Origin of the sequence: Lacrimispora sphenoides (assembly GCF_900105215.1) — a bacterium.
GTDB lineage: Bacteria > Bacillota > Clostridia > Lachnospirales > Lachnospiraceae > Lacrimispora > Lacrimispora sphenoides_A.
In genome coordinates this window covers 2,413,405-2,433,564 of record NZ_FOIP01000001.1, presented here as the reverse complement: position 1 = coordinate 2,433,564, position 20,160 = coordinate 2,413,405, and the positions used below count along the sequence as shown (strand labels likewise).

Genomic DNA, 20,160 nt, shown 5'->3' with positions numbered 1-20,160 from the left:
TACGGCAGGATTACCTGCTTCCATGTACTGAGGTTGTGTTGGAAACGAACTCCTCAATGAACAGTTCCTCACTACGTAAAACCTCTTTGTTATACTGCAAAAGCTTCTTTTCCTTCAGCTTTTCAATGGAAACCACTTCTTTTCTGGCCTCCACCACTTCCTCCCGTTTTTGTTCCTCTCTTCTTTGTAATTTCTGAAGAACTCCTTGTTCGGTAAGAATTTTCTGCTGCATAAAGGTTATGTAGGTTCCATATTCCTTCATCATATTAACAGCGATACCCTGGCCAATCTCTTCCTGAAGCCGGTCACAGGCATCTCTTCTTAGGTCTGACAAATCCTCAACCTTTTTTTCCTGCCTGACCACCTTATCCACGATCTGGGCGTGTTCGCTTTTTAAATTATCAAGTACCTGGTCCTTATAATTTAACACTGTATTAAGTGGAAAATTAAACTTCTTCATGCTCCCCTTCCCCTTTCAGCATTTATGATATGATCATCTTGATTTTCTTTAAGACCTCTTCATAACTAGCTTGTTCCTGTATTCCCTGGCACAGGAACTGATTAATCTTATCAATTTTAGATATAGCCATATCAAGCTTTGGGTTGCTGCCGCTCTTATAAGCTCCAATGGAGATAAGATCCTCATTTTTCTCATAAAGGCTTAACATATCCCGGATTTGGGAAGCTAATTTCCGGTGTTCCTCTGAAACGATGTTTGTCATCAGACGAGAAATACTGGCACTGACGTCAATAGCCGGGAAATGGTTGGCATTGGCCAGCTTTCGGCTCAGCACAATATGGCCATCCACAATACCCCTTACTGTATCGGCAATTGGCTCATTGGTATCATCACCCTCCACCAAAACCGTGTAGATTCCTGTAATGGAACCTTGTCCAAAGTTACCGCTCCGTTCCAACAGCTTTGGAAACTCCGCATAAATAGAGGGAGTATAGCCTCTTGCCACCGGAGGCTCTCCGATTGCAAGCCCTATCTCTCTCTGTGCCATAGCAAAACGGGTTAAGGAGTCCATCATAAGCAATACATCCTTGCCTTGATTCTTAAAGTATTCAGCTATGGTAGTGGCAACCAATGGACACTTCATGCGAAGCATGGCTGGCTGGTCTGATGTAGCTACCACCAGCACAGAACGTTTCATACCTTCCGGCCCTAAGTCTTTTTCTATAAATTCACGGACCTCTCTTCCACGCTCCCCTACCAGGGCCACTACGTTAATATCAGCCTTTACATTCCTGGCAATCATACCCAGCAAAGTACTCTTTCCAACTCCACTACCTGCAAAAATTCCGATACGCTGGCCTTTTCCAATCGTATTTAAGCCATCAATGGCTTTGACACCAAATTCCAGCTTTTCCGTTATGGGCGGACGGGTCATGGGATTGATATAAGGATTTTCTACGTAATAGTACCGGGGAGATTCAAAAGGTCCTTTTCCATCCATTGGTTCTCCCTTTGCATCGATGATTCGACCTCTTAAAAAATCTCCTACCGGTACCTTCAACCTGCGTTTTGTATTCCGAACAAAGCTGCCCGCTGCAATTCCATTCATATTTTCATAGGCCATAAGCTGTATTTTGTCATCCTTAAAGCCCACCACTTCCACCGGTATCTGCTCCTGCCGGTCTTCATTGTAAATATAGGCTATGTCTCCGATACTGGCCCTTCCTCCGGAGGCTTCCATGGACATCCCCACAATGTTTTCAATCTTCCCGATATGGTCGATTGTCTCAGTCTTCGTAATGAGATCCGTCAATTCCTTAAACATGCAGGCTCCTCCTGTTACAGTCTGGCGTTATTAAGTATTCCCTTTATATTTTCCAGCTGCGTATTCACGCTGACATCAATAATCTCCTCCGGAAGCTCAATGATACAGGCTCCGTCCTCCTCATGATCCATAGCAATGATCTTGATATTCCCGGAAATGTGGGACAATTCACTTAACAGTCCCACATCTCCCTGTATCATCATTCCTGCATCCCTTTGGGATACATAAATTTTCATCCACTGGGTTTTCTTAAGCTTTCCCGCGGCAGCCACGATCATGCGTTTAATAATCTCTCCGCTGGAGCGCAGACTGGTCTGAATCACCTTTTCTGCAATCGTCAGAGTGACCTTTTTTAAATCGTCAATGTATTTGTCCAGTAATTTTTCTTTTTCTTTCGTAACGCTTTCAATCGCGTTTTTCATGGCTTCCAGAAATTCTTCCTCGCGCGCATCAAGAACCTCTTTATGGGCTTCATAGGCTTTGCGGAAACCTTCCTCATATCCCGCGTCATATCCGGCCTGACGGCCTTCTTCCATTGCCTGAGCGCGGAGTTTTTCCCCGTCCGTCATGGCCTGGTTTAAGAGATCTTCTGCATCCGTCCTGGCCTGGTCCAAAATCACCTGTGACTTCCTTATAGCATCTTCGTATAATTCACTAGTTTGAAGATACCTGTCATATTCTTGGTCCGCAGACTCCTCCTGCCCACATTCCGTTTCCTGATTACCGTTTTCTTTTACCCTGATATCTTCAAATTCCCTGGTAAATCCGTATTCCAGAACACGTTCGGCCATCTGCACAGACTTTATAATATTAGACAATGACATCATCCTTTCCGCCCTTATTGATGATCAGCTCGCCTTCTTCTTCCAGACGCCTAATGATACCGACAATCCTCTGCTGAGCCTCTTCTACATCTTTTAAGCGTACATTAACTGTAACTTCCATATCGGACTGGATGCTTTCCTTCATACGAGTTGACATATTGGAGAAAATAACTGTTGTAATCTGCTCGTTTGCATTCTTAAGGGCATAAACCATGTCACGCATATCGCACTCTCTGATAAAGCGCTGGATCGAGCGGTTGTCCATGGTAATGATATCCTCGAATACGAACATCTTCTTGCGGATGGTATCCGCCAGTTCTGCATCTTTTCTTCCCAGTTCGTCGAAGATGAGCTTTTCGTTGCTCCGGTCTATGTGGTTCATGACGTTTGCTATGTAATCAACACCACCCACACTGGTGTAGTCGGTAGTAAGGATGCCGGAGAACCGTTTCTTGATCTCCTCTTCCACAATTTTAATTCCTTCAGGAGATGCACTCTCCATTCTGGCAATGGACTCCACGACCTGCATGCGCTTTTCAGGGGCAAGCTCTGAAATAATCTGGGCCGCCATCTCCTCATTTGTATAAGAAAGTACCAGTGCAATGATCTGGGCTCTTTCATGCTGCAGGACGGAAAGCAAGTTCTTTACATCGCTCTTCCGAATAAATCCAAAGGATCTGGATTTCAGAGACTGTGTAACCTTTTGAAGCAAGCTGTTAGCCGTACTTTCACCGAAGGCTTTTTCCAGAACAGTTCTTGCATACTCCAGGCCACCGTCAGTCACTACCTTTTGAGTCAGACAGGTCTTGTAAAACTCATCTAAAATGGCTTCCGTCTGCTCTGCTTCCACATGTCCTAGCTTTGCCACTTCAAGGGTTAATTTCTCAATCTCGTCTTCACTTAAGTACTTGTATACTTTAGAAGCCTTATCCACTCCCAGTGAAACAACCACTGTCGCCGCTTTTTGTTCGGGGGTTAGATTAACCATTGTTACCGCCTCCATTCAACCATGTTTTCAGCAGCTGAGCTGATATCTCAGGGTTCTGCTCAGCAAAATCGCGGACACACTGGCGCAGTTCTGCTCCCCTGTCTTCTTCAGGCTCCAGAATCTCCTGTTCTTCTTCCTCCTCTGGCAGTTGTACCATATCCGGCAGTTCCGGAACATCTTCCTGGCTGATTTCCATGGATTCCATAAGAGTGTTTCTCTTCCGTCTATGTCTTACCGCCAAAATGATAATCAGAGCGATAAGAAGTACTCCCGCCAGTGCTGCAATCAGAATCCACTGATTAACCAAAATGCCCCCGGTGCTTGCTTCCACAGGAGTTTCAGGCGCTTTGGGTACCTCCACAGTATAGAAGGGCGCCGCCACGGCGGTTATCTTTTCCGCACGATCTGCCTGAGGGATTCCAGCCGCATTTCCAGCCAGATCCCGTATGTCGTCAATCGTCATACTTCCAAATCCTGTCCCATTTACCACTACGGAAACAGTCAGGTTCTCCAAAGCTCCTGGATTGACTTGACCCTGTTCTTTTATCTGGTTTAAAAGATATTTTCTGGTCAGGCTGCTGGAGCCATATGCATTCTCTTCAGCCGTACCTCCCGCATTATACTGTGGGATGTCCGCATTGGCCTCTGAACCGGCCACACCGGAAGCATTCTGCCCACTTCCAGAATATTCTTTGAATATGGATTCCTCGGAAGTAAGACCTGTCTTATCTTTTTCATCTATCTTTTCGGGCGTATTGTAAACAATGCTCTCCCGAATCAGCTTTTCCATATTGACCGTGCCTTTTACGGATACACGGACATTGCCGTTTCCGTATACAGGGCCAAGGACATTTAAGACCTTTGCTGAAATCTGATCTTCGATTACCCTGGTAATCTCTTCTGCGGCCTTGCCGTTGTTGATATCCTCGTCATCTGAACTAGTGGAAACTTCTCGTCCGTTTCCATCAAATACAGAGACATTGTCAATGACCATTCCTGGGATACTTCTGGATATAAGAAGCTGGATGGACTTTGCCTGCTCTTGCGTAGGCGATCCACCATCTTTCATAACCACAACAGCCTGGGCACTGGACTCCTGCGTCTTATCATCAGACAGTGCATATCTGGAAGGTTCTCCCAGAGCTATGGTTACATATGCCTCCTGCACGCCATCAAAGACCTTAATCGTAGAACCAATTCTGGTTTCCAAATCATATAGTTCAAACCTACGCCGGTCTGAATCAGTCGTCATCAAGTTTACATTACTTCTGAATACATCATATGTAAAACCACTTTTTGGATACCCTTCTGAAACTAACTTTGCCCTGGTTGTGTCTAACTGGGGTGTAGGCACCAGAATGTCACCGTTTTGATACTGATAATCGATTCCGTCTTCCTGTAATTTTCCAATGATCTGCTTGGCTTCATCGCTGCTAACACTTGGAAACATCACCTCGTAAGGCTTTTCCCGCATGGACAACGCGATCACAATCGCTCCCACCACAACCGTCACGCCCACAGCGCCGATGATTATGGCTTTTTTTACTTTATCATTTAGCTTTTCTAAAAGTTCCTTTATCTTCTCCATTGTACCTGTCCGCCCTGTTATCTACTTAAACGCCGATTCTTATTATCTCATTGTAGGCTTCCAGTGCCTTATTCCGAAGAGATGTTAAGAGTTCTACAGATAACTGGGCTTTTGCTGCCGCTGCCGGCACGGTATGCGCATCGTCAATCTGACCTGTTGACAGTAAATATTCTTGTACCGTTAAATCCGCATCCGTGGTTTTTACGTTCTGAATGGCTTCTTTAAATATATCCCGAAATACCGAACTTCCATCCTGTCCGGTTGTCACTTTCTTTTCGCTTCCTATATTCCCAATGGACTCCATGGGGATCATAGGCCTTATAAACATCTGCTCCATCTCATTTACCTCCCGTTTTAGCCTTTAATAACCGTGCGAAGCCTGCTTACTTCACTATTCAACGCGTTCAGCTGATACTGATACTGAAGAGTTGTCCTAGCCAGTTCCACATTCTCTACATCCATGTTGACATTGTTTCCGTCCATTCTCGCTGATTCATCTTTTGTTTCATGGATAAAATGTCTGGAGTTGCCTATGATTCTTCCTATATCCTTTGATGTGCCCTCTCTGCTGGCCATTAAGCGTTTACGGAATTCATCCTCAAAAGTAACATAACGGGCCTTATAACCTGGGGTTTCACCATTGGCAATATTATCCAATGTTACCGATTGCTTGGACCACAGGTAATCCAAAGTTTTTTCCGCCATGGAAATGTTATTTCCAAATATCCCAACCATCCTATTGCTCCTCACTTTCATTCCCCTTGAAGAAACATGGGAATTGTATTTCACCACAAGAAAATTACCTTCTCCAGTTAAATTCAACAGGATTTTCCTTTTTTTTTAATTTTTCTGTAATTTTTCTTACTATATTCTACATTTATTTACAGATTTTGTCAAGAAAGTTGTCAGGAAATTTTCTTTAAATCTTAAGATAATGACAAAAAAAATAAATCCTGATTTCGGAAATGAGAATCTTGTCTCAAAAATGTCAGACAGGACGCTCATCCGAAATCAGGAAATTAAATTTACAACAATGATTTTTCTATCAATTTTTTTATTTTTGTAGAGCTTGTTTCTTCCGTATATGGAAAAAATACCAGGTCAGCTCCCTGCTTTTCCAAAAAGGTTTTCTCTCCTAACCAGTCCGGATTATCTATATAATCGCTTCCGGAGAACTGGCAGTCGAAGTGATACATTTTATACGCATTTCTGGTTCCGCTATAGTGAATCGGTATCTCAACTGCTTTATCAACATATTTACAGGAGCGGACTAACTCTATTCTTTCATGAAATGGGATATACGGATCCGCTTTTTTATAATTCCTGACACCTTCATCCGTCACTACTCCTACAATCAAATATTCACACTGCTCTTTTGCCCTTTTGAACATATTCAGATGCCCTATATGAAATAAATCGAATACTCCAGCAATATATCCGGTATGATACTTTTTGGGCAATGAATCCATATCTTTTACAGTAACCGGCATCACTTCCTGTTTTCTAGGAATTTCTGAATTCGTATCATAGATACAATAATCCGACACCCCCATTTGCTGCAGCTGATGCACAATGGCAACATAATTCTTAATGCATATAATAATTCTGCTTTCCTCTTTTGGTATTTCCTCAATAATATGAGGCGACTGTATCTCAATACCTTCCAGTCTGCTTCCCCACTTGGATTGGTCATTATCAACGATAGCATAAATTTCATACTGGTTTTTAAATTGTGCAAGAAAGCTCTTTGTAAAATTTCCTGAACCAAATAGAATCAGCTTCTTCTTTTCTGCATTTCGGAATATATCTACAAAAACCTTTTGATACTCTGGGGCAGAATAATTAATTCTCTGTCTGTTGGTATGTACAACATCCTTATTTCTTTGGAATTTTTCATTAAAGCTTCTTAATTCTCTTTGATTTCTCAGTTTTGTCATGAACTCCCAGGACATACGATACCATAATGCCATTTTCTCTTCTAGGCCATACTTCTTTAAAAAATATTTTCTCGGAATTATTGACTCTATCTCCAAATCACCAGTATAAATTGTTTCAATCATTCTGAGAATAATGACATTGGCCGGATAATTTTCTTCATAGAATTCTTGATCATAAAAAACATATTTCCCGTTATTATAAAAACAATTAAGGGGAAGCAGATCCATATATCCTCTTCGTAATAGAATCCCCAGCTCTTTCTTAGAATCTTCTGTCTCTACATGCTCTGAAGACTGCAAGATGAACTCTCGAAACTTTTCTATTTCTTCTTTAAACAACTCCAAATTTTCTCTCGCCAACCTGCGTAGGTAGGATACTGCTGTTTCACTTTCTACATAAGGCATATGATAGGAATTATGATGGCATTCTCCTACCAAGACATTCAGCCCATGATTCCTCAAATCCATTTCATTCTCTTTGATTTCTCGTAGCTTATGTTTTCCTTCCTCATACAATGCCCGCTTTTCTACCGTATGATTATCCCTGATAATCGTTGCCATGGCATTCTCCCTGCCCCGATCCATGGAAACAGTCACATGATCCACATTTTCAAATGTATTGTCTTTCGAGCATTCAATTAAAAAAGAATTAGCCATCATATGAAACATTCCATTCTTAGTGATACTCTTATATAGATACTCCTCTTCAAGGAATACAGAATCAGGGTAACGATACATGGGAAAAAGCCTGATATCTAATTCTTCCACAGGAAGATAGTCTTCTGAATAAACCAGCTGAGGCAGATCTAAGTTTGGCAAGACCGAATAAAATTTCCTATTCGACCACCCAGATGAATCCAATATACTGCATATTTCTTCCTTGGAATAATTTCGTCCTGTAAGATTATTACTATCACCTTTAAACAGGGTTCGGTAATTCTCAATTCCATCAAAGCTCCTATTAGTAAAGGGGTCTCTATCACCACAAAAATAGCGTAATCCCAAACGGTTATCCATGCCAAGTAACAGCCTTCCTTTACTTTTCAGCAAACCTCTCCATGCGGAAAAAGCCTGAACCGGATTGGTAAGACGCTCTGCCATACCAATTGCGACAATATAATCAAAAGCTTCCCTATATTGGGTTAAAAATTCTTTATTTAAAGCGGCAGTCCTATCTACGCAGATGACCTTCTTACATTTTTCTAGCAAAAGCTCTTTGATACTACTCTCCCTATCCTCAATACAAAGAACCTCTCCTTCCATACGAAAATCATACCAGTTTAGCAATCCTTTGGGCATATCCCAAATTATTTTATCTACCTCCATAGCTGCCTCCATAAAATTTACTGATTATTCTTTATTTTCCAGGACATTCATCATATATTCATGTACTTTGGCTCCACAGGTTCCATCAAGATTGGCGGCCAAAGTGGATAACTCCTCCATCTGCCTTCCTCTGATTTCCTCTAATCTATTATTAATTAAATCCTCAACAAATCCATCAAATGAGAATACCTTGCTTTCTCTTCGGAAAAATCCATACTTTTTATCCATCTTTTCAAAACCATCCTCACCTTCTATCAGATTTGCGAAGTCCTTTTCATCAAGGGTAGGATAGTGCATCTCATATGTTTCATCCTCCACATGAATCAATGCTGTGGCATCATCATAATTTCTCTGGACTATGATTACATCACGATCTACCTTTGTACCAAATTCGCAAGATAAGAAAAACTCAGGATTATAGCCATTAGCCTTTTCCTCCGCCTTCTTCCAGAAATCTTCTATCAACAGAGTTGACTTTCCTGTTTTCTTGTCCAGTTTCACCATGCAGTTTGAAAACCCAGGTACAGTCACCAGCCATTTCTCCATATCTATCAGTGATATGTGAGCCAGATTCCTGTTCGGTGAAGTGCGTGACCAAGACCGGAAGCCCTCCGGCATGGGGAACGTCTTGATTTTCCCTGAACGCCTGTCCCATCTAACAATATTGCCGCAATTCACTTCAGTTAGCCATAAGTAACGTTCCTCCGCTACAATTCCTGAGTAACCACCTTTTCCGCTTTCTATAGAACAAAGTGTATACGTTCCATCCTCCATATTAAAACGCAAGATGCGATTAGTATAGGTAGCGGTAAGCCACATATCTTTGCCACTTATTGCATAGCCCCAAATCACTCCCTGCTTAACAGCTTCTTCTTGTCCCACATCCTCCCAAAGTTCTTGTATACATTTCGTATAATAGTTCCATTCACCCGTTTCTATGTTAAGCTCTGCGATATGATCATCTACGTAAGGCAGATAAAATATCCGATTGCCATAGGGTATAATTCGACCTCTGAATGCACTCTCCTCCATATCCACTTCCCCAATTAACTTTATCTCTTGAGAATCTATATCATATACTGCAGGACGCCCGGCAACATTGGGTGAAAGAAAAAGGCGATTTCCCGATTTTGCAAGAAAAGGATATGCACCATACCATTTAGGCTGTTTTTTCACACGCCCTACATAGTGCACCGGCTTTATATCGGTTTCCATATAGAAAAGGGCGTTATAACAGTTAGTCGTAAGCCAAATCTTATCTTCCTGCCTTACCATATCCGTAATATGGACTTTTCTTTTCTCTGTATCCGTAGAAGCATCTGTTATGTGATTATTCAATATAAAAATCGGTTTCCCTGCCACTCCAAATAAATAGATTACCGATGTACCTTCCTCGCCTATGTAGGCATCGGATACGGCGACTGCCCTTGAGATATCCGATGTTTCATCCAGTACGCCAATCTTATTTTCGATAAAATACCCTTTTACACTATTATACTCATCCAGCAAGTGAGGCCTCATAGATCTGATCGTTGCAGCCAGTAGAGGATGTGGTCTCCATATAAGCGCCACCTTACTCTGGCCGCTTATTACTTCAAAAATCCTCTTGATTTTTTGCAGATAAATGCGTCCTTCATGCAAAAAGCAACCAATACTAGTATTCAGCATCAATATCTTTTTTCCATTCAACAGAGGCTTCCACGCATCTGGAATAAGTATAGCTTCCCTACAGAGCCTAATCACTCGGTCCAGCTTAGGAGATCCAAAAGGTAAGATTTTATCATAATAATACATTCCCGAACAAGAATGTTTGCCATATTCTGACTGCACTACCATGTAGTCCATATGTCGGTAGACAGGAAATGCCAAATGCTCTTTAGGAACAAGTCCACTAGTAATATAATAAGGTACATATACTAGTTTTCTGACATACCGTTTCAATTCCCCAGAATAAAACTTTGAATCTACCCTTGTGACCAAATTACAGTCATCATATGGATTATGAACATAGGCTACATCAGGACAGATCTGCTCCAAGGAATAGTCTTGGTAATGGACAATTGGAATTTCCTCTGAAAATTGATCCCCATCATAGTGATATATCCATCTGTTAGTTTGTGAATCAAACTCGAAATATGGTATAGGCATCACATAACATTCGCATCGATCATCCTCTCTACAAACTTGCCAGATGCTCTCCATGCTATCCCACATAGAAGCCTTATAAGGCATAAAAACTACATGGTAAGTGGAAGGAATTTCCGCCAGAAAGACCTTGATCTTATCTGTGAGATTATCTAATATCAATGTTTTCTTATTGCAAATGGTTTCTTCCTGCAATTCTGATACATAAAAGGCTTCCTCACAGTATTCTTCAAGAAGAGAGACAATTAGCTCATGATCTGATGAATCCCTTTCCAAAGCTTCACCTATCGCAACAGCGGCATCTTGACAATCTGCAAGCATCTGAATTGCTTGTTCTCTGTTCGTCATTTTAGATATCGAACTTTGTAATTGCTCCATAGAATCCAGCAGGTCCATGAGCTGCTTTTTAATAAATGTACGCATAATTCTCTACTCCCCTTTTGCATTTCTATACCTATTTACTAGATATTTTAAAATATATTCACCCTATGCATACTCACATTGTACTATCTAACTTTTCCAGTCTTCCAGTATAATCGGTAAAATATATTCTTAAAATGTATTTTTCCATTAGCTCTGTTTTATACAACAAGTTGGATTTCTTCCATATTTTGTTGGTTTAAACCAATAATAGTTACTATACCTTCCCATGGATTTTAAAAATCTAACAAAGGCATAACCGTAGTGTGATATCTCATACATGTCTTTTAAATCATTAACTGAAACATACGTTTATTCATACACTGTATAAGTTATCATTATAAAACACATTATCTTTCAGTCCTCTTGCTTGAAGTATTTCAATGACTTCTTCCGCATTAACAGGATTTAATGCCAACACAATACCAACATTATTTAGAGATTTTTCTATATCTGCCAGCCTATAAACAGGATGTCCCAAAAGCTTAATGTCATTGCCACTTGACTCCGTTATACAATAACCAATGTATGGTATGTTTTCCTCATTAAAATGTTTTCCATACCTTAAAGCTTTCTTACCTGCTCCAAATATAATGATTTTAGGATACCTTCTTAAGAATCTTTTCAAATATTTTCTTTCTTTGAAAGTCCTAAAATATCTCAAAGCATTTATCACATGTCTACTCATGAAAACAGGCATTAAGGCGATCATATTCAGCTTTATAATAGGTATATCACAAACTTCTTTCCAAACGCATCGATACTGCTTATATATACCCATATTAAAATATCCATCTTCCCTTAATTTTAATAAATTTAAAGTTTTGAATATAGTATATTTTCCATGGTTAACCATAGCTTCTTTTTTATCTTTATAGCAACTCGGAAGGGCTTTTATCGTCTGAACCCACCCATGACACATTACATAAAACATTTCTTCATGCCAGCCAGACTTTTCTTTAAGCGGTGATATTGAATAAAAAGAAGGATTCAAACTTAAATGTAGTGCTTTAAAGCATTCCTTTGTAGCTAATTTATTAAAGTAAAAGCTCACATGCGAAAAATTAATAAGCTCCTTTGAACTATAATTCAACTCATAATCGTTCCAATCCACTTCACTTAACATAGTCTTAACATTAAGAATAACTGCTCCAAAAAGGGTAAGATGCCATGCACAATCTCTGAAATAATCATTATGATTGTCATACACCCTTGTTCCAAGTTTCCCTACATCGTTTGCATTGACTTCGATCATATCGTATTCAAGTGATACATTATGTAAAACAGAGGTAAGTGCTTTTTCACTAAATCTCAATGAATCTCCACAAATCCAGATAAAATCATATGCAATTTTCAAACCCTGTTGTTGAAAAATTTTAAAAACTTTAATATTAGCGTGTAAACATGATGGGACACGAATATAGAACAAACCATTCAATCGTTCCTTCCATAACATAACCATATTTTCAGTTTCATCATTAGTGCTTGAGTCATAAATGTAAATATCAATGCCAAAATTCGCATAATCCACTGAACATCTTTCTAAAAATTCCTTCATTATTTGGCTGCGATTATAGGTAGGAATGCAGACTGCGATTTTAATGTCTTCCATAATTTCTTACTCCTTTTCCTCGCCATACAAGATTCCTTCCATAGAACCAAAACATTTTAAGTGGTTGGAGGAATAATTTCAACATGTTCATAATTATTATCATTCATTACAATAGCTGCACGTAATCCTCCTGTATTGCTGCCTATAAGAGAATCGCAACTTGAAAGAAGTTCTAAAACAGTTAAATATTCTATTCCTCTTAAATATGTATCATTTTCTCTTTCAAATTGTACTGAATATAACCATCGTCTTTCATTCTTTGAATATCTTTTCTGATTAGTAAAGAAAACTTTATCCGCAAAATAATTTTTAAATTCTACCGCCGCCTCTTCTACTTCCGTTGCAAGAAAAATATATTCATATCCTATCTTTTTCAAATATCTCTCTATATATTTTATATAAGCATCGATTGCCATTGGCAATGTGTGACCAGCAGCCACGTTATAATCCGTTCCACGATAAATAACTCCCAGCACCTTACTGGATTTGGGAAATAAACTTGTATATATATTATCAATATGATTTTTCACATGAGCCTTCAGTGCTATATCCTTATAATTCATATCGCACTCCATATGTCCATAAATGCCAGTTAATATTATGTTTTTACTACAATAAGCATCTTCTAACTTATATTCACTTACAGATTCAAAAAAGTCCTCCCACGCATTATGCTTACCCAACAGCTCTTCTTTCAAATATTGGCTTTCCGTGTTTTGCATATCTACCACTGGAATCATATCATGCTTCTTGGCATAAGTAATTGATGACAATACAATCTTTATTATATTTCCAAATCCTAGTGTCGGATCTAAAGCCCCAATAATTAAAAATGCACTATCACTATTAATATTTTCTCCTTTTATTCTTCTGTCACATAAAAAATAATTCATCCACTCCTCTACTCCAAATACTGCTTCTCGCCTTATATGAGCAGCATAGTAAATCTTTTTCCTTATGCTACGCTCATAGCTTTCAGTAGCTTCTTTGCTTAATAGCCTAGGTGGGCAAATAAAAATCACATCAAAATTGTATTTCTCAATGCCATCAATATCCTCTGAATAGTTGATTTCTAAAAAGGTATGCAGGGCTCTATATTTAACCAAATCATAATTCATTCTGTCGCCCATAAATAGTACCCTTGTATTATTCCAATATCCTGTTTCAATAAATAATCGAAAGTAATCATTATGTGAAAGAACCTTCTCATCACTTCCAGTATTCTTTAATATTTGTTGCCTTATCTCTTTTTCATAAGAGTTCATGATAACAATATAGTCATATTCATATTGAATTGACTGGTTATACGAAATCACCCTATAACCATAAAAAGAGCTTTCTTGCTTTTTCTCATCATTATCAATAAAGCATTGTATTTCGGAGAAATACTGCATCTGTTTATGGTATCCCAACACATATTTCTGTGCATATACTCCAGTTCCCCAAATTAAAATTTTCAACATCTGGCATTATTCCTCTTTCTTCTACTTCCTCCAGACCATCTCATTAATAACAGAAACATAACTCTGTATAAGCCTGACTACCTTTGTACTTACATTTTCATCTGCATAATCACAAACAAGTGAAGGCTTTTGATTATGCTGCTTCATTTGAATTGCCATATCCACAGATTGTATAATGGATTCGGCAGTAATACTACCCAAGATAAAATTTCCTGTCTCTATAGCCTCCGGCCGCTCCGTTGAAGTGCGGATACATACTGAAGCAAACGGATATCCTTTCGCACTAAAAAAAGAACTTTCCTCTGGAAGCGTACCACTATCAGATACAACGCATTTTGCGTTCATCTGAAGGCAATTATAAGAAAAGAAACCAAATGGCTCCATGGGGGTCACGAATTTGCTAAACTGGAAAGATCGTTCCTGGATAAATTTCCTGCTTCTAGGATGCATACTATATATAACAGGGAGAGCATAGTATTCAGCCATCTCATTTATTGCATTCATTAAGGAGTAAAAATGTTCTGTTGAATCTATGTTTTCCTCCCTGTGTGCCGATAATAATATATACCCGTCCTCTTTTAATCCCAATTTCTGCAAAATATTATTGTTCAGAATATTATCCCAATTTTTTACAAGCACTTCGGTCATAGGTGAACCGATCACAAAGGTTCGTTCTTTTGCTGTTCCTTCCGAATTTAGATACCTTCTTGCGTGCTCCGAATAACACATATTTACATCTGAAATATGATCAACAATCCTACGGTTTGTTTCTTCAGGTAGATTTTCATCAAAACAGCGGTTGCCTGCCTCCATATGAAAAATGGGAATTTTTAACCTCTTAGCGGAGATTGAAGACAGAGCAGAATTAGTATCACCTAATATAAGAAGTGCATCCGGACTATGCTCAATCATTAAATCATAACTTTTCGATATGATGTTTCCAATTGTTTCACCTAGATTCTTTCCAGCGGCATTTAAATAGTAATCAGGTTTACGTAATCCTAATTCTTCAAAAAATACTTGGTTTAACGTATAATCATAATTTTGTCCAGTGTGAACCAATATATGTTCAAAATATAAATCGCATTTTTTTATAACTTCGGAAAGCCTTATTATTTCAGGCCTTGTTCCTAAAATTGTCATTACTTTTAGTCGCTTCATGTTACACTTCCTCATAATAAGTATCGGGATTCTCACTATCAAACATTTCATTAGTCCACATGACTGTTACTAAATCCTCTTGTCCTACATTAGTAATATTATGGGTATAGCCGACAGGAATATCCACAACTTCAAAATCAGCATCTGATACAGAACATTCAATCATTTTACCCGTTACCATATGTCGCAATCGTATTAACGCCTTTCCTTTTACCACAAGAAACTTTTCCACTTTTGTATGATGCCAGTGATTTCCCTTTGTAATTCCTGGTTTTGTTACATTAATAGATATTTGCCCTTTTTCTTTGCTCCGAAGAAACTCTGTAAATGAACCTCTTTGATCCTTGTTCATTTTTAAGGGATATTTAAACTCATTTTCGGGCAGATAGCTTAAATAAGTAGCATATAATTTTTTTTCTAATAAATTTGATAGGTCAGGTATCTCAAGATTGTTTCTAAAATCCTTAAACTTTTTTATAATATCTGCCAATTCTCCCACCGTCAGATGGTACAGTTCCGGTAACTCTTGATAAACAATGCCGGAGGCCCTGGGGGATACCAACTGTTCAATGATTGAACGAAGAATATCATCTATATAAACCAAGGTAATACTGGCCTCTTCTCGGTCGATTTTTATATGTTCATTGTGAGCGATATGATGACAAAATGTAGAAACTACACTGTTATAGTCAGGCTTGCACCATTTTCCGAAAACATTAGGCAATCTGTATATAAATACGGAAGTATTTCTTTCATGAGCATATTGTTTTAAAATCTGCTCAGCCTGCCTCTTGCTTTTCCCATATGCATTTTCCTCCCCAGCCTGCACAGAAGAAGAAAATATAACCATTGGAGACTTTGGATTATCCTTCAAAAAATCCACCAATAATTTCGTGAATTCCACATTCCCATTTTGATATTCTGCTTCCTCTTTTGGCCGGTTAATGCCCGCAAGGTGAATCACCACATCGCACTTATTCGTATAGTTCTTTAGCCTCTCTAGCGTAGTTTCCCTGTTGCACAAAAGCAGCTTTTTGAATCCCTGGTTTTGTAATTCAACAATTAAATTCTTCCCAATAAAACCATCTGAACCTGTTACGAGTATCTGCATATCAGAGCCTTTCATAACGATCTCCATTCCGCCAGCTCATTCCGGACATAATCCATCATTAATAATTTTTCCTTGATTTGTTCAATATTCAAAATCTTTGTATTATGCGATGTATATGCCTGAGATAAACTTATCCGATGATCTCCCTCTGTAAAGTATTTTTCATAATTCAAATCTCTTCCATCCATAGGAATCCTAAAATACTCTCCTAAATCAATTGCCTTCATATGCTCTTCTTCGGTCATTAGCGTTTCATAGATTTTCTCTCCATGGCGTGTTCCAATGACCTTTATCTCTGACTTTGAAACAAACAATTCTTTTATGGCCTGAGCCAAATCCCCTATTGTAGATGCATCGGCCTTCTTAATAAATAAATCCCCTGTATGCCCATGTTCAAAAGCAAAAAGAACTAAGTCAACAGCCTCATCAAGACTCATCAGAAATCTTGTCATATCAGGATTTGTAACCGTCAGGGGCTTCATTTGCTTGATTTGCTCAATGAACAATGGAATAACACTTCCTCTGGAACACATCACATTTCCGTACCGGGTACAGCACATGGTTGATTTATCTTCCGATATCGTCCTCGCCTTTGATACAATTACCTTTTCCATCATTGCTTTCGAAATTCCCATGGCATTAATTGGGTAAGCTGCCTTATCCGTGGACAAACAGACGACTTTATTTACTCCTGATTCTATTGCGGCAGTCAGCATATTGTCCGTACCCAATATATTCGTTTTGACTGCTTCTAAGGGGAAAAACTCGCACGAAGGTACCTGTTTTAATGCGGCAGCATGAAATATATAGTCTGCTCCATACATTGCATTTTTCAGGCTCTCTTTATCCCTGACATCTCCAATGTAGTATTTTATCTTCTCGGATTGATAAGTGTGCCTCATATCGTCCTGCTTTTTCTCATCCCTTGAAAAAATTCTAACTTCCTTGATATCAGTCTGTAAAAAACGCTTTAAAACAGCATTTCCAAAAGAGCCAGTGCCACCAGTTATCAATAATATTTTATCCTCAAACATCTTCCATATCTCCTATTAACTTTTTATAAAAACATTGTCCAATATGATATTTATTAAAAGGATGATAAATTGCATTTTTTATCTTAGCATAATCATCTTTGTCTTTTTCATATATTAGTAATGATTCAATTAACTCGTATGTAAAGTAAAAATCGCTTTGAGGACTTAACTCTTCCCTTATAAATAACTCTCTCATTCCAGACAAAACTCTTGCTTCTAATTCTTCTAATTTCTCTGATTCTACTGCAATTTCATAGATATTCTTTTCCAAATATGAATTAAAAATTTTTTCTATTTTTTCTTCTAAACTCAATGTACAGCTTTTATTATTAAATGAACGGAACTCGATACTTAATTCACGGAGCCTGGTAGACGCTAAATAATACAACGCCTCATTATCCAGACGATTCCAATCGCTTAAAAGCTTTCTATTTTCATTATAAAAAAGATTAAACATTTCATGCTCATATCCATAATACTTTCCAATAGAAGCATTCATTTCATCACATTTATAATTAAAATGATCATATACCGCTTCTTTCAATACAAAAGATGATCTTATCTCTGAAGCAATACTTATATTAAATAGCTTATCTGCCCCATAAATATCATTTTTAAACTTATACTTTTTAACTATGTTCCTTTTATATAGATTAACTTGGTTATTTGTTAAACCACTTTTATTTAAAAAAATCCAATTATCTCTAAATTCATCGGCATTCTCAAAAAGCATATCCTTCTCAATTTTCTTATCAACATTATTACAATCATACGCGATGATCCTTTGAGTATCATCGCACATATGAGTCAATACCTTTGTCCATATCACATCCGGATGAAAGTATTCTACTTTTTCCGCCATATTTTTTAAACTACCAGGCCTTAATCTGTCATCCGAATTAACTATATAAACATAATCCCCCTTTGCAATTTGAATTCCATTATTAAGGCTTGCATAAATCCATTGGTTTTTTTGGTGAACTACACGTACACGCCTATCCTCTTTTGCAATTAAGTCTGCAATTATAGGTGTTTTATCTGTGGAGCCATCATCTATAATTATTAATTCTAAATCTTTATATTCCTGTGATAAAACACTTCGCGCAGCTAATGGAAAATACCTTTCATTATTATAAACTGGCATTATAATACTAAACATCGGCATGTTTGCTATTACTCCCTTAAATTAAGATAAATACAATGATTAGAGCAATAAAAAGGCATTTAGAATTTGAGATTTTTGAGTGACATTTTTAACTATTGATACATATTAGCCATATAATCTTTTTTCAAATATTTCTTGTAAGTTATCCGCAAATGACTCCATTGAAAAATATTCCTCATACGTTTTTCTTGCTTTCTTTCTCATAAAATCAAGTGAATCAAAATTCTGTATAACATATTTCAATTTTAATAATAAATCATCAACATTTTCCGCTTCATAAATAAATCCATTTTCATAATTCTGAATAAATTCCGCAATTCCAGTATTGGTATTTGTAATGCATATTTTATTGTTCATCATTCCTTCTACTATAGTAATTGACATGGTTTCTTCCAAAGATGAGCATACTACTATATCAATTTGTTGAAACACCCTTTCTATTTCTTTCCTAGATAACTCTCCACATAACTTAACTTGTTGAATATCTTTAATCATTTCGTTTATTTCTTCTCTATATCTTTTTCCACCATCTCTTCCAATTATCCAGCACTCAATTTTATCTTTTTCATATGGAGAAAGTTTTTTTACTGCATTTATCAATTCTTTTTGATTTTTTAATTGCGAAATATTACCTATAATTGCAATTATGATTTTCTCATGAAATGAATTAACTCCATTATAAAAATCTGGCAGGCCAAAAGTAAGAGTTCTAACCTTTTGATTTGGATAATATCTCAAAAAATTATTCCTTGCCAAGTTACTAACTGCAAAAATATTTACATTTTTAAATGAAGAAATATCAATTTCGTTTCCATATTGTTCAATGATATCTTTATATTGCCTGCTATGCTCATGTAACCACCAAGTTACCGTTTTTTTTATCTTATTAATTCTATTTACACACAGCATATTCTGAAGTGAATTTGCTAACACATAATCAAACTCTTGAATCCACTCCAGTTCTATTCCTTCAATATACGGCAAAGATGGACACAACCATACATTTATTCCATAACTATTAACTTCTGAAATAGTCTGATGATTAGCCGTCGGAGAAACTATAACAACATAATATCCTTTACTCCGCAAAGCTAAAGCCGCATATAAAGCCGTCAAAAAACCACCTGCATAATTAATAATTGGAACTATCAATAAAACTTTTTTTTCTTTTCGTTCTATGTCAATTTCATATTTTTTAATAAAACCATGTGATTTACTACTCACATACTGTTCCCAGAACATAATTTTTTCTTTTTGTACACCCAATAATAATAATTGGTCTTTCATTTCTACAGGAGTAATACTTGCCAGTATAATTACATCATAATTTAACTGCGATACTACTTGTGGATCATGGACTAATACTTCATCCACATACTTTCCTTGTATCGCAATATTGTTATCTATAAAGGCAATTATATTCGTTTGTTCTGGCAATGTGTCCTTCCGCCTTGAATAAAATAAGCCTGTCCCAAAGATAATTACATTTGTAACCATTATTTTCTTACCTCTTACAAGCACTTTCTTACTATTTTTTATCACTGTATGAAATTTCTTTTATTCGTTTTTAATCGTTCATAAGTAATCGGCTATAACCTTTAA

The 20,160-nt window shown here is 37.6% G+C and carries 16 protein-coding genes; all 16 read right to left on the bottom strand.

Annotated elements, in window-relative coordinates; genetic code table 11:
* Positions 1-10: 10 nt before the first annotated feature.
* Positions 11-460: a flagellar export protein FliJ gene (gene fliJ, locus BMW45_RS11000; protein ID WP_092243352.1), complete on the bottom strand. Its 450-nt coding sequence runs from the start codon at positions 458-460 to the stop codon at positions 11-13.
* A 22-nt stretch (positions 461-482) separates the two neighbouring features.
* Entirely contained in the window at positions 483-1,784 is a 1,302-nt protein-coding gene (gene fliI / locus BMW45_RS10995; protein ID WP_092243349.1) for a flagellar protein export ATPase FliI, read from the bottom strand.
* A 14-nt stretch (positions 1,785-1,798) separates the two neighbouring features.
* Positions 1,799-2,602, bottom strand: a complete 804-nt coding sequence (locus BMW45_RS10990) for a FliH/SctL family protein (RefSeq protein ID WP_166433322.1) — start codon at positions 2,600-2,602, stop codon at positions 1,799-1,801.
* Positions 2,595-3,596 (bottom strand): flagellar motor switch protein FliG, encoded by a 1,002-nt coding sequence (gene fliG, locus BMW45_RS10985; RefSeq protein ID WP_242882994.1) that lies wholly within the window; start codon positions 3,594-3,596, stop codon positions 2,595-2,597. Before fliG ends, BMW45_RS10990 begins: the two co-directional genes overlap by 8 nt.
* Positions 3,589-5,184, bottom strand: coding sequence for a flagellar basal-body MS-ring/collar protein FliF (gene fliF / locus BMW45_RS10980; RefSeq protein ID WP_092243341.1), 1,596 nt, complete (start codon positions 5,182-5,184; stop codon positions 3,589-3,591). Before fliF ends, fliG begins: the two co-directional genes overlap by 8 nt.
* 25 nt (positions 5,185-5,209) lie before the next feature.
* Entirely contained in the window at positions 5,210-5,521 is a 312-nt protein-coding gene (locus tag BMW45_RS10975; protein ID WP_092243339.1) for a flagellar hook-basal body complex protein FliE, read from the bottom strand.
* Positions 5,522-5,538: 17 nt separating this feature from the next.
* Positions 5,539-5,919, bottom strand: coding sequence for a flagellar basal body rod protein FlgB (gene flgB, locus BMW45_RS10970; protein WP_092243337.1), 381 nt, complete (start codon positions 5,917-5,919; stop codon positions 5,539-5,541).
* A 290-nt stretch (positions 5,920-6,209) separates the two neighbouring features.
* Positions 6,210-8,447 carry an adenylyltransferase/cytidyltransferase family protein gene (locus tag BMW45_RS28460; RefSeq protein WP_242882992.1) on the bottom strand — a complete coding sequence of 746 codons (2,238 nt, stop codon included), beginning with the start codon at positions 8,445-8,447 and terminating at the stop codon, positions 6,210-6,212.
* 24 nt (positions 8,448-8,471) lie between these two features.
* Positions 8,472-11,015, bottom strand: a complete 2,544-nt coding sequence (locus BMW45_RS10960; RefSeq protein ID WP_092243335.1) for an NHL repeat-containing protein — start codon at positions 11,013-11,015, stop codon at positions 8,472-8,474.
* A 313-nt stretch (positions 11,016-11,328) separates the two neighbouring features.
* Positions 11,329-12,624 carry a hypothetical protein gene (locus tag BMW45_RS10955; protein WP_092243332.1) on the bottom strand — a complete coding sequence of 432 codons (1,296 nt, stop codon included), beginning with the start codon at positions 12,622-12,624 and terminating at the stop codon, positions 11,329-11,331.
* A 56-nt stretch (positions 12,625-12,680) separates the two neighbouring features.
* Positions 12,681-14,087: an O-fucosyltransferase family protein gene (locus BMW45_RS10950; RefSeq protein WP_092243329.1), complete on the bottom strand. Its 1,407-nt coding sequence runs from the start codon at positions 14,085-14,087 to the stop codon at positions 12,681-12,683.
* A 21-nt stretch (positions 14,088-14,108) separates the two neighbouring features.
* On the bottom strand, positions 14,109-15,248 hold the full coding sequence (wecB, locus tag BMW45_RS10945) for a non-hydrolyzing UDP-N-acetylglucosamine 2-epimerase (RefSeq protein WP_092243326.1): 1,140 nt from the start codon (positions 15,246-15,248) through the stop codon (positions 14,109-14,111).
* Between the two features lies 1 nt (position 15,249).
* The gene (locus tag BMW45_RS10940) at positions 15,250-16,359 is read right to left on the bottom strand and encodes a polysaccharide biosynthesis C-terminal domain-containing protein (protein WP_092246371.1); all 1,110 of its coding nucleotides are present in this window, start codon (positions 16,357-16,359) and stop codon (positions 15,250-15,252) included.
* Positions 16,360-16,370: 11 nt separating this feature from the next.
* Positions 16,371-17,393: a polysaccharide biosynthesis protein gene (locus BMW45_RS10935; protein WP_092243323.1), complete on the bottom strand. Its 1,023-nt coding sequence runs from the start codon at positions 17,391-17,393 to the stop codon at positions 16,371-16,373.
* Positions 17,386-18,558, bottom strand: a complete 1,173-nt coding sequence (locus tag BMW45_RS10930) for a glycosyltransferase family 2 protein (protein ID WP_092243320.1) — start codon at positions 18,556-18,558, stop codon at positions 17,386-17,388. Before BMW45_RS10930 ends, BMW45_RS10935 begins: the two co-directional genes overlap by 8 nt.
* 105 nt (positions 18,559-18,663) lie before the next feature.
* Positions 18,664-20,055 (bottom strand): glycosyltransferase family 4 protein, encoded by a 1,392-nt coding sequence (locus tag BMW45_RS10925; RefSeq protein ID WP_092243317.1) that lies wholly within the window; start codon positions 20,053-20,055, stop codon positions 18,664-18,666.
* Between the last annotated feature and the right edge of the window lie 105 nt (positions 20,056-20,160).